Here is a 14708-nt window from a genome sequence, read left to right as displayed (position 1 = left end):
ACCCCCAAAGAAAAATCTTGGGGGCTATACCAAACCAAACTAACCAAAAATTAAATGTGCAGTTACCAAGTGCACATTTATATTATTAATATTTTGAAAACGCCTATATAAAAATCATTTTATAAATTAGCGTTTAAACATATACGGTTCTATCGATTAAATTGGATGCCCAAACATCCATTTTTTTTGCACCGACACTAAAATATGAGTACACTACTTGAAAAACACATTGTAGAACTGCTTCAAGAAAGAGATGAAAAAGCTATTTCACTTTTGTATGAGCATTATGGAGACACACTTTTGGGGGTTGCCAACAAGGTAGTTCGAAATGAAGAATTAGCACAGGATGTCTTACAGGAAAGTTTTATAAAGATTTGGAAAAAATCCGATTCTTATGATTCATCTAAGGCTAAACTTTTTACGTGGTTATTTCGTATAACACGTAATACGGCAATAGATAAATTAAGAAGCGTTAATACAAAAAGTGATAAGGAAATCCAAATTGATGTTTCTGACGTATATAATTTAGGCGTCAACAGTACAAGACCAGAGTTTATGGACGTCCGTGAAAATTTAGACAAGATAGAGACCAAATACCAAATTGTGTTAGATGCCTTATTTTTTGAGGGTATGACGCAACAGGAAGCTAGCGATGAGCTTAATATTCCGCTGGGAACTATCAAATCTAGATTAAAAATCGGGCTCAGGGAACTCAAGAAAATTTACGGCCCTACATTACTGTTGGTGTTATCATTAAACCTGATATCCTAATACCATGAAAGAAAAAATAAAATTATTCCTAGATTCCGATTTATTGGAAAGCTATCTTTTAGGTACTACTACAACTGAGGAAGCACTACAAGTAGAACGCTATTTGTCTATGTACCCAGAAGTTCGTGAAACCTACAATGAGCTACAAGACAATTTAGAAACGTATGCAAAATTGCATGCCGTTAAAGCACCGGAAGCACTTAAAGAAAGAATTCTTAACAGTATTAATAAAGAGTCCAACTTTAAAAGAAATTTCTACCGCATGGCGGTTGCGGCCAGTTTTGCCGTATTGGTTTCTGCAGGTGCATCCTATTTCTTCTGGGACAAAAACCAAAGTCTGGAAGAAGAGAACTCTATTGTCAATAACAAAATTGACGATTTGGAAGAAACTATGCGTGCCCAGTTGGAAGATGTTAGAAACCAGTTTATTGTTCTACAAAACCCGGAAACAAAAAAGTATACCGTAAAAGGAAACAAAAAAGCAAAAGAGCTTAAAGCCGTGGCCTACATAAATCCGGTAAAGAGACTTTCTTATATTAATGTAAGCAAGCTTCCGCATTTGCCAAAAGACCAATGTTACCAGATGTGGACAGAGGTAAACGGAGAAATGGTGAATTTAGGTATCATAAAAGAAGCTAGCAGTCAAGAAAAATTATTGGCATTGCCCTACGCAGAAGATGCCGTTAGTTATATTACCATAGAACCACAAGGAGGCAACCAAAGCCCTACCGTAGAAAATATAGTAGCGAACATTGCATACTAAGCAATTGTTTATTTAATATATCATTAAGCCTCGAAACTTCCATTTCGGGGCTTAATTTTATATCTTTGTCCCAAAATAATCTTTATGAAACTCATTTTATTGACCATCGGGTTATTAGCATTGGGATTTGCAGGAATAGCCATTAAAATCTGGGCGAAAAAAGACGGGAAATTTGCGGGTACTTGCGCTAGCCAAAGTCCATTTTTAAACCAAAGTGGTGAAGCCTGCGGAATGTGCGGTAAGCTACCAAGCGAGCAAGAGTGCAGAAATGAAGCATAATCTAAACCTTCATAACTCAATTTAAATTCTCATTTTTCAAACTATCTTCTTTTGGCAAAAGCCGATGACAACATCCAAATTACCATACAAAAAGCCCTCAAAGGAAGCCAAATAGCCTACAGCACACTTTTAGACACCTATTGGAACGGAGTTTACGGTTTTCAACTAAAACGTACCGAAAATGAGAACGATGCAGAGGACATTACCGTTCAGACCTTTTCAAAGGCCTTTGACAAACTCGGTACCTATAATAAAGACTATGAGTTCAAGACCTGGTTAATTACCATTTCAAAGAACATTCACGTTGATCTGATTCGTAAACGCAAAAAAAGCCTTGAAACCAGCGGAAACCAAGATGCGGTAAAAAAAGTTCTTGATGATGCTCCATCTGCCGAGGACCAGTTGATTAGAGAACAGAACCTGGCCAGTCTTTTAATGCATATAAAAAAGCTAAAACCGCACTACCAGGAAGTCATCAACCTTCGTTATTTCAAAGAATTAAGCTATGCAGATATAGCAAAGGAACTTAACGAACCCATTAACAATGTAAAAGTAAAGCTGTTAAGAGCTAAAAAACTTTTGGCAGAAGTTATCCGGAAAAAGTAATTTTCCTAATCAATCTCCAACCCATTTAACCCTGAAAGAAATATTACTTTCAGCTTAAAACAGCTATAATATTAATTTCCAAAGAATTACAGTTCAAGCAAAAGCAAAAACAGCCCAATAACAGCGGTGCTGCACAGCTAAATTGTATATTTGTATAAAATTGCATCAATTATGAGCACAGATACTATAGGCAACGTTATCCCTCCAAAGGGAAAGCCAAAATGGCTTAGAGTTAAACTTCCTACAGGCAAAAAATATACTCAACTTAGAGGATTGGTAGATAAATATGACCTTCACACTATTTGTACCTCGGGTAGTTGCCCTAATATGGGCGAATGCTGGGGAGAAGGTACTGCTACATTTATGATTTTAGGTAATGTATGTACCCGTTCTTGTGGTTTTTGTGGTGTTCAGACCGGCAGACCGGATACGGTAGATTGGGCCGAACCTGAAAAAGTGGCTCGTTCCATTAAAATTATGGGCATTAAACATGCTGTTATTACTTCAGTAGATAGAGACGACTTAAAAGATATGGGGTCTATTATTTGGGCAGAGACCGTAAAGGCTATTCGTAGAATGAACCCAACGACCACCCTTGAAACTCTTATTCCTGATTTTCAAGGCATAGAAAGGCATTTAGACCGTATTATAGAAGTAGGTCCCGAGGTTGTTTCCCATAACATGGAAACCGTTAAAAGACTTACTCGTGAAGTACGGATACAAGCCAAATATGAGCGTAGCCTTGAGGTGCTCCGTTATTTACGTGCTAATGGCGTAAACCGTACGAAATCTGGAATCATGCTTGGTTTAGGTGAGTTAGAAGAAGAAGTTATTGAAACCATGCAGGATTTACGAGATGCCAATGTTGATGTTGTTACTATAGGACAATATCTTCAACCCTCTAAAAAACACTTGCCTGTAAAAGAATTTATTCTTCCGGAGCAATTCAAAAAATATGAAGAAATAGGTCTAGAAATGGGCTTTAGACATGTAGAAAGTGGCGCTTTGGTACGATCTTCCTATAAAGCACACAAGCACATTCACTAAAATTGACAAATACAATTTTACCCAACAATGAAAAATAGCTTGGGATAGCTTTATCCTTTAGCCCCTAATTTCCCTATGAAGAAGACCAATATAGGCATTAACGGATTTGGCCGAATAGGTCGAACGCTCTTTAGGCTGTTAGATGCTTACCCCAACCTAAATGTAGTTGCTATAAACGATTTGGCAGATGCCAGAACACTATCGCACTTATTAAAGTATGATAGTATTCATGGGGTTTTCCACCATCCTGTTTCTTTTAAAGAAAATACGATTCTTGTTGACGACAAGGCAATACCTTTAACCAATCATAAGACACCAACTGACATAAAGTGGTCTGATTATGATGTAGATATTGTTGTGGAATGTTCTGGGAAATTCAAAACAAAGGAAAGCCTTGAGCCTCATCTGACAAACGGTGCCAAAAAAGTAATCTTATCTGCACCACCCGTAGAAGATGATATAAAAATGATTGTTCTGGGTATTAACGAAACTTCGTTACATGCAGATGACAATATTATTTCAAATGCATCTTGCACTACAAATAACGCAGCTCCCATGATCAAAGTAATTGATGAGCTCTGCGGTATTGAGCAGGCCTACATTACTACCATACACTCATACACCTCCGATCAGAGTTTGCATGACCAACCTCATCATGATTTAAGAAGGGCACGAGCGGCATCACAGTCCATTGTCCCTACCACTACAGGGGCAGCAAAAGCGCTTACCAAAATTTTTCCTCATCTGGCAGATGTAATCGGTGGTTGCGGAATTCGAGTTCCAGTACCTAATGGGTCTTTAACAGATATTACTTTTAATGTTAAGAGCGAAACATCTATAGACCAAATAAACACTATTTTTAAGGAAAAATCCGATAAAGAGCTCAAAAACATACTTTTATACACGGAAGACCCTATAGTATCCATTGACATAAACAATAGTTATTACTCTTGTACGTTTGATTCTATGATGACTTCGGTTATCGGTAAAATGGTGAAGATAATCGGCTGGTATGATAACGAAACAGGTTATAGCAGCAGATTAATTGACCTAATTTTAGTTTTGAAACGAAATAATTACGTTTGAATCTTGATTTTCTACATATCGACTTAAAAAAGATACTATCGATTTTCGTATTGATTTGGGTCACCCAAAACGGAATGGCCCAAGACAGTCTTATCGTTAAAAACAATGATGTACGCATTTATTTTGAAGAAGCACGGGCGTATCGCAATAGAGATCAAACAGATTTAGCTCTTGAAGCCTTAGAAAAAGCAGCAAAAGTAGCAGAGGAAAACGAAGATGTAAAAGCCCTTATAGATTGCTATCATAAATTTGCCTTGGTTTACCTTAAACTTAAAAAAGAAGAAACCACCTATTTTTATTGGGACAGGGCCAAAGCTTTATTAAAGGATATAGAATACCCTTATGGCAACGCCATGCAAAAGTATATTGAAGCCATTCTACTTTTTCATGACGATAAAAATTTTCAGGCCATATTTATGCTAAATGAGGCCAAACAGCTAAATAACGATCGTAATTTTTTCAACAATATTTTACTGGCGGAAGGCAATATTTTCCTCAAATTGCAAAAGTATGATAGTGCCGCCAAGAACTTTAACTCACTAATAATCAATACTGATATATACGAAAGTGATTATCTAGCCACCAAGGCTTATTTAGGTCTGGCCCAACTGGATCTAGAGACAGAAAAATTAGAGGAAAGTGCAGAAAACGGTGAGCAGGCCTTTAAACTAGCCAAAAGGAATAAGTTTTTTAAAGAAATATGGGAGGCCAATGAAATGCTTACCATAATATATGAAAGACTGGGAGAATATGATAAGGCATTAACCAATAACCGGAACCTATTACATATACGAGACTCGCTTTTTAACATTGCAAAAATGAAGACCGAGGCTAAAACTGCCGAGAAAATTCAGTTTGATTTTATGAGCGATGAGATAAAGCGCCAAGAACAAAAAATTGAAGAACTGAACGAGTCTAAGAACAAATCTGATATTACGGCCATACTTACCTCTGCCCTATTGACGATTATAACACTTTTGGCTGTTTCCCTATTTAGGAACAATCAGATCAAGTTAAAGACCAATGATCTGTTACAGACCAAAAACAACGAACTGAAAGCTGCAAGAGACGCCGCAGTAAGTGCCATGGAAGCCAAAACCAACTTCTTGTCTACTGTAAGCCACGAGCTTAGAACACCACTCTACGCCGTTACGGGACTTACGCATCTATTGCTGGAGGAAAACCCTAGCAAAGGACAAAAAGAACACCTTAAGGCCCTAAAATTCTCCGGAGATTACCTGTTGAATTTTATAAATGATATTCTACAGATCAACAAAATTGATGCGGACAAACTAGAACCCCTTAACGTGGAGTTCAACTTGAAAAAAGTACTGCAAGAAGTTATTGACTCATTAAAACAAAGCGCACAAAGCAACAAGACCAAATTAACTTTGGAATACGACAAAAATATTCCATATCACTTAATGAGCGATCCATTAAAGCTCTCCCAGATTTTCTTGAATTTGGTCGGTAACGCCTTAAAATTCACCAAAGGGGGAGAAGTGAAGGTTATTGCCAAGGTCATTAAAAAAGTTGATGATAATTTTACCCTATATTTTGAGGTAAAAGACAACGGTATAGGAATTGCCAAAGAACAACAACAGAACATTTTTGACGGTTTTGAACAAGGTTCAATACAAATAAATAGAGAGTACGGTGGTACCGGACTTGGCCTTACCATTGTAAAAAGTTTACTTGGGCTTTTTGAAAGTAAAATAGAATTAGAAAGTGCATTAGGAGTTGGAAGTTCATTTTTCTTTGAATTGGAAATGAAAGGTAAGGATAGCCTTGTTGATGATATTCCGTTTGAAGTAACACCAGAGGATTTCAACTTTAAAGATTTGAACATATTAATTGTTGAAGACAACAAGATAAATCAGGTCATCACCAAGAAAATGCTGACTAAAAAAGAGATTACGAGCGACATTGCCAATAATGGTGGTGAAGCAATTGACATGGCTCGCGAGAACTATTACGATGCTATTTTAATGGATATTCATATGCCAGGTATTGGAGGTGAAGAAGCTACGATTGAAATTCGGAAGTTTGATATTGTCACCCCTATTATTGCGCTTACGGCTATTTCTTTAGACGATAGTCTAGAGAGCTTCTATGCCGCAGGCTGTAATGATGTCATTACCAAACCCTTTAAACCAGAGGTGTTCTATCAAAAAATAGGCGAGAATATATTCAATAAGAAAGAACTTAAGAACACTACTTCATAAACTCTTCTAGCGTACGCTTTAATACCGTTTCACCCTCATCCAAAAACCGATGTTGTACGGGAATAAAATAAAGATTATCAACCTTATTTTTAAGCCGTACAAAGTCTTTTTCTGTAGTTAGAATACATTTCCTTTGTCTCAATTGGGTTAATTCCGTCTCACTAAAATCATGATGGTCTTTAAACTTTAGATGCTCAAACTTTAACCCTTCAGATTTTAAATATTCCACCAATGGTTTGGGATTAGCAATACCCGTCACAAGGGTAACTTCTTTCGACTTTAAACCTTCCAATGATACTGAAGCATCAATTGTCTTCAAAGTATCATCATAAGCCAAGTAAGAGAACAATACTTGTTGGTAAGACTCTGGATTTAGCTTTAAAGTTATCGTCTCCTTTACTTGATCACTTAGGTTTTTTGGGCATTTAGTCACAACAATAACCTGTGCCCTACCCGCTTCTTTTTTACTATCCCTTAAGTTTCCTGTTGGCAAATACCAATCATCAACATACAGGTCACCAAAAGAAGTTAAGAGAATAGAAAAGTCGCACTTCACTTTTCTATGCTGATACGCATCATCCAATAAAATTAATTCTGGTTTTACACGCTCCTCAAGAATTGTTATTCCATTTCTTCTATCCGCATCTACCGCCAACGTAATATCCGGATACTTGGAAAATATCTGAAAGGGTTCATCTCCAAGGGATCCTACGGTAGCATTTTCGTCCGCAAGAACAAAACCTTTAGATTTTCTACGATAACCTCTACTTAATACGGCAATTTTTGAAGTCTCTTTTAACATAGCTACCAACAACTCTACCATGGGCGTCTTACCGGTACCGCCTGCACTCAAGTTTCCTATACATATCGTAGGCGTTTTAAAGCTTTTGGAACTTAAAACTCCCTTATCATAGAAGTAATTCCTAATGTAAACCACCAAAGCGTAAACCAATGAAACCGGAAATAATATTTTTCTGAGTACTTGCACAAAGGCGAAATTATAATATTTTATCTTTAGACCTCATAAAAATACCTATGACCGTAAAAGAAGTTACAGATATAATAGAAGATTTAGCCCCTTTACCCTATGCCGAAAGTTTTGACAATGTAGGGTTATTAGTAGGCAACAGTGCTACAAAGGTTTCAGGAATACTCGTAACTTTAGATACCTTGGAGAATGTTGTAGATGAGGCTATAGAGCATAAATGCAATCTTATTGTTAGCTTTCATCCCATTATTTTTGGAGGGTTAAAAAAATTGACCGGAAAATCTTATGTAGAAAGAGTGGTTATAAAAGCTATAAAAAATGATATCGCTATTTATAGCATGCATACTGCTTTAGATAATGTACCACAAGGCGTGAATGCTAAAATCTGCGAAGTTCTAGGAATAAAAAATCCGCAAATATTAATTCCCCAGAAAGAAACAATCAAAAAGTTAACTACATACGTACCTGTAAAGGATGCTGAAACCCTTAGGGAAGCACTTTTTAATGCTGGAGCGGGAAATATTGGCAATTATAGCAATTGCAGCTTTAGCTCCAAAGGAACAGGTAGCTATAAGGCTGAAGAAAATGCAAATCCTACAATAGGGGAAATCGGAAAAACACATTATGAGGAGGAGGCTCAATTAAATGTCACTTTTTCAAAAATTCACCAGGCAAGAGTTATGAAAGCTCTTTTTACCTCCCATCCTTATGAAGAAGTAGCTTATGAGGTCATTACTTTAGAAAATACCAATCAAAATATTGGTATGGGAATGATCGGAAACCTTGAAAAACCAGTTGATGACATCTCTTTTTTAGAAGATATTAAACTAAAAATGGGAGCTGAGGGCATACGCCATTCGCAACTATTGGATAAAAAGGTTCAAAAAGTAGCTGTTTTGGGTGGAAGTGGTGCCTTTGCAATAGGAGTTGCAAAAGCCTCAGGAGCCGATATTTTGGTCACAGCAGACATAAAATACCATGAATTTTACAAAGCAGAAGGCAAAATGATAATTGCAGATATCGGACACTATGAAAGCGAGCAGTTTACAAAAAACCTTTTAGTTGACTATCTTACAAAAAAAATCCCTAATTTTGCAATCCGTTTATCGGAAAGTAAAACCAATCCCATCAAGTATTTATAAAATATATGGCAAAAAAATCAGAAGCAACGGTAGAGGAAAAGTTAAGGGCATTGTACGACTTGCAATTGATTGATTCAAGAGTAGATGAAATACGTAATGTACGTGGCGAACTTCCTTTAGAAGTAGAAGATTTAGAAGATGACGTTCTTGGTCTTAAAACCAGATTGGACAAGTTAAAAACAGATGTTGAGACTATCAATTTTGAGATTGGTGCTAAAAAGAATCTTATAGATGAGGCTAAAGCACTCATTAAGAAATATACGGAACAACAAAAAAATGTTCGGAACAGCAGAGAGTTCAACTCTATTAGCAAAGAACTTGAATTTCAAGAACTAGAAATTCAATTGGCCGATAAGAACATTAAAGAGTTTAAAGCTCAAATAGAGCAGAAAAAATCTGTTATTTCCGATACGAAAGAGCGCTTGTCTGAGCGTGAGTCGCATTTGAAGCATAAGAAAAGTGAACTTGACGCTATTTTGGCCGAGACCGAAAAAGAGGAAAAAGCACTTATTGAGCAGTCTGAAAAATACCAAAGTGAGATAGAGGAGCGCCTAGTTAAGGCCTATACCCGTATCCGCAACAATGTTAAGAATGGTTTGGCAGTAGTGCCAATTGAAAGAGGTGCCTCAGGTGGTTCTTTCTTTACTATTCCACCACAGGTACAGGTTGAAATTGCCTCTCGTAAAAAAATCATTACTGATGAGCACAGTGGTAGAATTTTGGTTGATCCAGTTCTAGCTGAAGAAGAGCAAGAAAAAATGGGTAAAATGTTTACAAAAATGTAACAACCCGTTTACCAAATAAATTAGAGCCATCCACTTTTAAGCGGATGGCTTTTTTAGTATCTTAAGAATTGAAAACTATAGTTCATGCGATTCTTAAAACATTTTATATTCACTTTGCTATATATTACATCATCGCAAATGGTAGGACAAGGCTTAGAGGACTACAAGTGGAAGAATAGACTCTTAATCTTTGTTACCCAAAACTCAGATAACCAAGCACTCAAAACAAACCTGAACGCATTTACGGAAGAACAACAGGACCTTAGCGAAAGAGACCTTCTACTTTTTATCCTCAACCCTGAAAGCATCAATAACCCGAATGGAAATGATTTAGATTTGAATGCAGAAGTAACCTACAATCAGTTGAACCTAACTTCTGATTTTGACGGTGTTCTATTAATTGGAAAAGATGGCGGCATTAAGGCAAAGGAAGCTTATCCGGTGACGCCAGAGACCATATTCACTAAAATAGATGGTATGCCAATGCGCCAAGCAGAAAAACGAAATGGAGAACGTTAGATTAAACTTAGAATTTTCTGTTCTACCTCCTTACTATCCCATTTCTCTTCAATATTGGGCATGTTCATCACCTCTTGCATAATCTTTTCCTGCTCATCACCAAGAGCAAGCGCCTCCGCATAAGGTCTATTGGAAAACGTAACCCTGGAATACGCCGGAATCCACCTGTCTGGATGTAAACTTGCAAAATGCTTTTCAATTTTTTTCTGTAGCAAAAACTTGGGATCTGCCGTTTTACTGCTCATTTCAACAAAATTTCGGTAGCTTAATTCTGCAATAGCATCTGCATTGGGTTTACGCTCTTCTTGATATTCGCTAAAAACAGCTCCCCAATCATCACCGTACTTTTTGATTTTTTGCTTTAAAACAAAAATATCCTCAAAGCCGGCATTCATACCTTGTCCATAAAAAGGCACTATGGCATGGGCAGAATCACCTACAAGGGCTACTTTATCCCAATAGGTCCACGGGTAGCACTTCATCGTTACCATGGCGCTTGTAGGGTTGTTGAAGAAATCCTGAGTTAAGTTTTCAATCTCCTTTCTAACGTTAGGAAAATAGGTTTTAAAGAAAGATTTAGCCTGTTCTTTGGTTTTAAGACTATCAAAAGACACCTCTCCCTCAAATGGCATAAACAAAGTACATGTAAAACTACCGTCTATATTGGGCATGGCAATTAGCATAAATTTACCTCTAGGCCAAATATGAAACGAGTGTTTATCTAATTTATGGGTGCCATCTTCATTGGCAGGAATTGAAAGCTCCTTATATCCTACATCTATAAAATCTTGTGAATAATCAAACCGGCTACGGCGTTGCATTTTGTGCCGTACACGTGAAAATGCTCCATCACAACCAAAAACTATATCGTAATTGTATTCTTTCCACTCGTCTTTCTCGGTCTCTCCAGTATACAATGCAGCTTCAGGCAGATCCACGTCCCAGACTTTCTCGTTAAAACGAAACTCCACACCGGCCTCTTCCGCCAGATCTATCATTTTTTTGTTCAGTACGCCTCTGGAAATAGACCAAATAGCCTCTCCTTCTTTCCCGTACTTCTGAAAATAGATAGGTTTGTCTATCACGTGCATAGCACGTTTATCTAAAGGAATAGCAATTTTCTTAATTTCTTCTTCTATACCAACTTCGGCCAAAGACTGCCAACCTCTATTACTCATTGCCAGGTTTATAGAACGACCAGAGAATTTTATATTCCTAATATCCGGTCTTCTATCAAAAACAGTAATGGTATGGCCCATTTTTTTGAGATAAATGGCCAATAATGAGCCGACAAGGCCTGAACCAATAATGGCAATGTTCTTGGAGGTTTGTTTCATATTAATTTAAGATGATGAGAAAATCGTAAAGCTGTAAATGTACTAAATTCTATAACAGTCTCTAAATAGGTTACAATAGGCAACAGAAACGTCTTACCCTATTAATTATCCATTGCGAAAATAGAACACAATTTAAGAAGGGTCATATTAGAATTTAAAGCCTGAATCAACATTAAGAGTTTTAGTACTTTTTTAACTATTACTAAACATCCCGAAGCTTCTAATAATTCGTATTTATAATGAAAATTCCGCGAGAGCGTCTATATATATCCAAAAAAAAGACCTTCATAATTTCTAATTACGAAGGTCTTTTTTATTCATCAAAGTGGAATAGCGTTTTTACTCCAATACCCCGTCTACGATTCCATATGCAATAGATTCTTCGGCATTCATCCAATAATCTCTATCAAAATCCTTCAACACTTTTTCATAATCTTGACCACAATTATCCGCCAAAATACGGGCGCTCAATTCTTTGGTCTTAATTATTTCTTTAGCTTGAATTTCAATATTTGATGCCTGACCCCTTGCACCACCACTAGGCTGGTGAATCATAACCTGTGCATGCGGCTGAATAAATCTTCTGCCTTTTTTCCCCACAGAAAGTAAAATAGACCCCATAGAAGCTGCAAGACCTGTACAAATTGTAGACACAGGGCTTTTTAGCGATTTTATGATATCATACATTGCAAAACCAGAAGTAACATACCCCCCTGGACTATTGATGTATAACTGTATTTCTTCATTATTCTGCATATCTAAATACAACAAACGATCAATTACGTGCTTGGCAGAATCATCATCTACCATGCCCCATAAGAAGACTTTTCTTTCTTCTAACAATTTTTCGTCTATCGCTTCTTGAACTTTTCCTTTTTTAGCACTCATTTCCTATTGTTTATACATCTCAAAATTAAACAATTTATTTGTACCAAAATAGTGTTACACTATTATCCATGTAATTACCCTTCATCGCTTTTTCTTACAACCCATCACAGACCGCTTGTTTATCCTAATCGATAGAAATAAACCGCTCATCTAAAGATAAATTCTAATCTATGAGTTGTTTGATTGTGGGCTAAAAGCAATGAAATCTCCACGTTATTTCTAGATAGAGCTATCGTTTCAAAAAAAAACGCTTCATTATCCATTTTACTTTACAGTCCTTGTTTTAAACAAAAGCGGTTATCTTTGGGAAAAAATCTGGTTATGGCAAAGTACTTTTCCGCATGTTTACTTTTCACAATTCTTTTTATCAGCTGTAAAGAGACCAAAAAAACAGAAGCACCTCAACCTGAAAAGGAACTAACTATTTTAGAGAAAATAGCCTATGCAAACGGTTATAAAAATTGGGATAAAATTGATGAACTAAAGTTCACTTTTAATGTAGATCGGGATACGTCTCACTTTGAACGTACTTGGATTTGGAAACCAAAAACGAACCAAGTAACTTCCATATCCACCAAAGACACTTTGGTTTACAACCGAAAAAACATGGACAGTATCGCTTACAAAACCAACGGTGGGTTCATAAATGACAAATACTGGCTTCTAGCTCCTATTAATATTCTATGGGATAAAAATGGAAGTACAAATGAACACACTCCAAGTGCAGAAGCACCAATTAGCAAAAAACCGATGCAAAAATTAACCGTTGTTTATAAGCAAGAAGGCGGCTATACCCCTGGTGATGCATATGATTTTTATTTTGGCGATGATTATTTGGTGAAAGAATGGGTATTTAGAAAAGGAAACCAAGAAGAGCCCTCAATGACTACTACTTGGGAAGATTACACTGAAACAGGCGGACTTAAAATTGCCAAAATGCATCAAAACGAAGATGGTAGTTTTAAGCTTTATTTCACCAACCTAGAAGTGAAAACCAATTAATTACGAGGTCTTTTTTCCGTTTCGTTTCAACTTAAAAGTAACTGCCAATACAAAAAGGGCACAGGCAAATAACACCAAAAAGCAAGTTTTTAAGGAGAAACTATCGGCAATGAAACCTAAAATTGGGGGAGCTACTAAAAAACCTGTATAACCTGTTCCCGCTATAAAGGATACACTCTGGGCGGAATCTACACCTCTTACTTTTCCGCCTATTCTAAAAACTTCGGGTACCATTACGGAAAAACCAAGTCCACTTAAAGCAAATCCAGAAATAGCCATATAGGTTTCGGTACTCAATACCATAACATACCCGATCAACACCAATACGGTGGCAAAGGTTACCATCTTAACCGAGCCGATTTTCTCACTGATGCCATCACCCAAAAACCGTCCTAAAGTCATGGTTATTTGAAAACCCAAAAATCCGGCTCCCCACAATAGCTCGGGTGCCAAACTGATTTCTTTTAAATAAAGTCCGCTCCAATCTACTATAGCTCCTTCACTTCCCATAGCAATAAACGAAATCAGCCCAAGAAACAACATCGGTTTGAAAAGTTTTAAACTGAATGCCTCCTTTTCTTCTGTTGCTGCAACGATATTTTTGTACTTTCCATGAAAAATAAAATTAACAGTCAGAACCAGTATAACGGCCAGTAGCATATGTAAGGGCGGATTACTGAGCGGGCCTATAAGAAAGCTTCCCAGACCGGCCAACACACCTCCTAAGCTAAAAAAACCGTGAGCGGCACTCATAAAACTTTTCTTATCCTCTTTCTCTAGTTCCGTCACCAATGTATTCATGGAAATATCCGTAAAACCATTGGAGGCCCCAAGCAGAAACAGCGCAGCCATTAAGGTATAATAGCTTGGTGCCACTAACGGTAAAAGAGCTGTTAGGCTACTCAGAATAACCCCGTACCAAGTGGCACGCCCTACCCCTATTCTATTGATAATGGATGAAGCCAATGGAAACACCGTAAAAACGCCAAGCGAAAGAAAAAATATAGCCAGACCTAATTGCGATTTATCTATCTGAAGCTGTTCTTTCACCGCTGGAATATAAATAGCCCAAGTACCAAAAAGGATATTTATACTGGCAAATACCCAAGCCGCTCCAAAATAACGGGAATTGGTCAGAATAAGACGTAACGATTTCATGCTATATATTTCATGCGAAGGTAATTCAATTACAGCTGTCCAAAAACGAAAAAAGACCACCTTTTAAGATGGTCTTCCTTAATTCGTATGAGCATTAATCCGCTCTATTCTA

15 protein-coding genes are annotated in these 14708 nt (G+C 37.0%); 11 read left to right on the top strand and 4 right to left on the bottom strand.

Translation table 11 applies throughout. The features are described from left to right. Positions 1 to 204: 204 nt before the first annotated feature. The 7 genes from P0077_RS13495 to P0077_RS13465 all read left to right on the top strand — a co-directional run bounded on the left by P0077_RS13495 (position 205) and on the right by P0077_RS13465 (position 6777). Entirely contained in the window at positions 205 to 771 is a 567-nt protein-coding gene (locus P0077_RS13495) for an RNA polymerase sigma factor (RefSeq protein ID WP_194526277.1), read from the top strand. Between the two features lie 4 nt (positions 772 to 775). Further along, positions 776 to 1534 carry an anti-sigma factor gene (locus tag P0077_RS13490; protein WP_276165749.1) on the top strand — a complete coding sequence of 253 codons (759 nt, stop codon included), beginning with the start codon at positions 776 to 778 and terminating at the stop codon, positions 1532 to 1534. Between the two features lie 84 nt (positions 1535 to 1618). Continuing rightward, a complete protein-coding gene (locus P0077_RS13485) occupies positions 1619 to 1813 on the top strand; it encodes a membrane or secreted protein (protein WP_276165748.1) in 195 nt (64 codons plus the stop codon). 51 nt (positions 1814 to 1864) lie between these two features. Beyond that, positions 1865 to 2419 carry an RNA polymerase sigma factor gene (locus P0077_RS13480; protein WP_276165747.1) on the top strand — a complete coding sequence of 185 codons (555 nt, stop codon included), beginning with the start codon at positions 1865 to 1867 and terminating at the stop codon, positions 2417 to 2419. A 171-nt stretch (positions 2420 to 2590) separates the two neighbouring features. Next, positions 2591 to 3466: a lipoyl synthase gene (lipA, locus tag P0077_RS13475; protein WP_276165746.1), complete on the top strand. Its 876-nt coding sequence runs from the start codon at positions 2591 to 2593 to the stop codon at positions 3464 to 3466. 75 nt (positions 3467 to 3541) lie between these two features. Then, entirely contained in the window at positions 3542 to 4552 is a 1011-nt protein-coding gene (gene gap, locus P0077_RS13470; RefSeq protein ID WP_276165745.1) for a type I glyceraldehyde-3-phosphate dehydrogenase, read from the top strand. Between the two features lie 74 nt (positions 4553 to 4626). Further along, positions 4627 to 6777, top strand: a complete 2151-nt coding sequence (locus P0077_RS13465) for a tetratricopeptide repeat-containing hybrid sensor histidine kinase/response regulator (protein WP_276165744.1) — start codon at positions 4627 to 4629, stop codon at positions 6775 to 6777. Here P0077_RS13465 and lpxK read toward each other — a convergent pair. Then, positions 6767 to 7765 carry a tetraacyldisaccharide 4'-kinase gene (lpxK, locus tag P0077_RS13460; RefSeq protein WP_276165743.1) on the bottom strand — a complete coding sequence of 333 codons (999 nt, stop codon included), beginning with the start codon at positions 7763 to 7765 and terminating at the stop codon, positions 6767 to 6769. The genes P0077_RS13465 and lpxK overlap by 11 nt on opposite strands. 47 nt (positions 7766 to 7812) lie before the next feature. On the opposite strand from lpxK, the gene P0077_RS13455 reads away from it, so the two are divergent. The 3 genes from P0077_RS13455 to P0077_RS13445 all read left to right on the top strand — a co-directional run bounded on the left by P0077_RS13455 (position 7813) and on the right by P0077_RS13445 (position 10211). Continuing rightward, complete coding sequence (locus P0077_RS13455) at positions 7813 to 8907, top strand: Nif3-like dinuclear metal center hexameric protein (RefSeq protein ID WP_276165742.1); 1095 nt, start codon at positions 7813 to 7815, stop codon at positions 8905 to 8907. Between the two features lie 5 nt (positions 8908 to 8912). Next, on the top strand, positions 8913 to 9692 hold the full coding sequence (locus tag P0077_RS13450; RefSeq protein ID WP_276165741.1) for a zinc ribbon domain-containing protein: 780 nt from the start codon (positions 8913 to 8915) through the stop codon (positions 9690 to 9692). A gap of 84 nt (positions 9693 to 9776) precedes the next feature. After that, complete coding sequence (locus tag P0077_RS13445; RefSeq protein WP_276165740.1) at positions 9777 to 10211, top strand: DUF4174 domain-containing protein; 435 nt, start codon at positions 9777 to 9779, stop codon at positions 10209 to 10211. Here the strand turns inward: P0077_RS13445 and P0077_RS13440 are convergent. Then, positions 10208 to 11548, bottom strand: a complete 1341-nt coding sequence (locus P0077_RS13440) for an FAD-dependent oxidoreductase (RefSeq protein ID WP_276165738.1) — start codon at positions 11546 to 11548, stop codon at positions 10208 to 10210. The genes P0077_RS13445 and P0077_RS13440 overlap by 4 nt on opposite strands. Before the next feature lie 339 nt (positions 11549 to 11887). After that, on the bottom strand, positions 11888 to 12436 hold the full coding sequence (locus P0077_RS13435; RefSeq protein WP_276165737.1) for a ClpP family protease: 549 nt from the start codon (positions 12434 to 12436) through the stop codon (positions 11888 to 11890). 321 nt (positions 12437 to 12757) lie between these two features. On the opposite strand from P0077_RS13435, the gene P0077_RS13430 reads away from it, so the two are divergent. Then, positions 12758 to 13438 (top strand): hypothetical protein, encoded by a 681-nt coding sequence (locus P0077_RS13430; protein WP_276165736.1) that lies wholly within the window; start codon positions 12758 to 12760, stop codon positions 13436 to 13438. Here P0077_RS13430 and P0077_RS13425 read toward each other — a convergent pair whose 3' ends face one another. Further along, positions 13439 to 14596 carry an MFS transporter gene (locus tag P0077_RS13425; protein ID WP_276165735.1) on the bottom strand — a complete coding sequence of 386 codons (1158 nt, stop codon included), beginning with the start codon at positions 14594 to 14596 and terminating at the stop codon, positions 13439 to 13441. Between the last annotated feature and the right edge of the window lie 112 nt (positions 14597 to 14708).

This window comes from Zobellia alginiliquefaciens, from assembly GCF_029323795.1.
Taxonomy (GTDB): domain Bacteria; phylum Bacteroidota; class Bacteroidia; order Flavobacteriales; family Flavobacteriaceae; genus Zobellia; species Zobellia alginiliquefaciens.
Note: the sequence above shows the minus strand (reverse complement) of the source record. Positions and strands in the feature narration are given on the sequence as shown.

Bases quoted from the DNA above. Each gene is read 5' to 3' on its own strand.
- P0077_RS13495 (WP_194526277.1), top strand. From the start codon at position 205: ATGAGTACACTACTTGAAAAACACATTGTAGAACTGCTTCAAGAAAGA.
- P0077_RS13490 (WP_276165749.1), top strand. From the start codon at position 776: ATGAAAGAAAAAATAAAATTATTCCTAGATTCCGATTTATTGGAAAGC.
- P0077_RS13485 (WP_276165748.1), top strand. From the start codon at position 1,619: ATGAAACTCATTTTATTGACCATCGGGTTATTAGCATTGGGATTTGCA.
- lipA (WP_276165746.1), top strand. From the start codon at position 2,591: ATGAGCACAGATACTATAGGCAACGTTATCCCTCCAAAGGGAAAGCCA.
- gap (WP_276165745.1), top strand. From the start codon at position 3,542: ATGAAGAAGACCAATATAGGCATTAACGGATTTGGCCGAATAGGTCGA.
- P0077_RS13465 (WP_276165744.1), top strand. From the start codon at position 4,627: ATGGCCCAAGACAGTCTTATCGTTAAAAACAATGATGTACGCATTTAT.
- P0077_RS13455 (WP_276165742.1), top strand. From the start codon at position 7,813: ATGACCGTAAAAGAAGTTACAGATATAATAGAAGATTTAGCCCCTTTA.
- P0077_RS13450 (WP_276165741.1), top strand. From the start codon at position 8,913: ATGGCAAAAAAATCAGAAGCAACGGTAGAGGAAAAGTTAAGGGCATTG.
- P0077_RS13445 (WP_276165740.1), top strand. From the start codon at position 9,777: ATGCGATTCTTAAAACATTTTATATTCACTTTGCTATATATTACATCA.
- P0077_RS13440 (WP_276165738.1), bottom strand. From the start codon at position 11,548: ATGAAACAAACCTCCAAGAACATTGCCATTATTGGTTCAGGCCTTGTC.
- P0077_RS13435 (WP_276165737.1), bottom strand. From the start codon at position 12,436: ATGAGTGCTAAAAAAGGAAAAGTTCAAGAAGCGATAGACGAAAAATTG.
- P0077_RS13430 (WP_276165736.1), top strand. From the start codon at position 12,758: ATGGCAAAGTACTTTTCCGCATGTTTACTTTTCACAATTCTTTTTATC.
- P0077_RS13425 (WP_276165735.1), bottom strand. From the start codon at position 14,596: ATGAAATCGTTACGTCTTATTCTGACCAATTCCCGTTATTTTGGAGCG.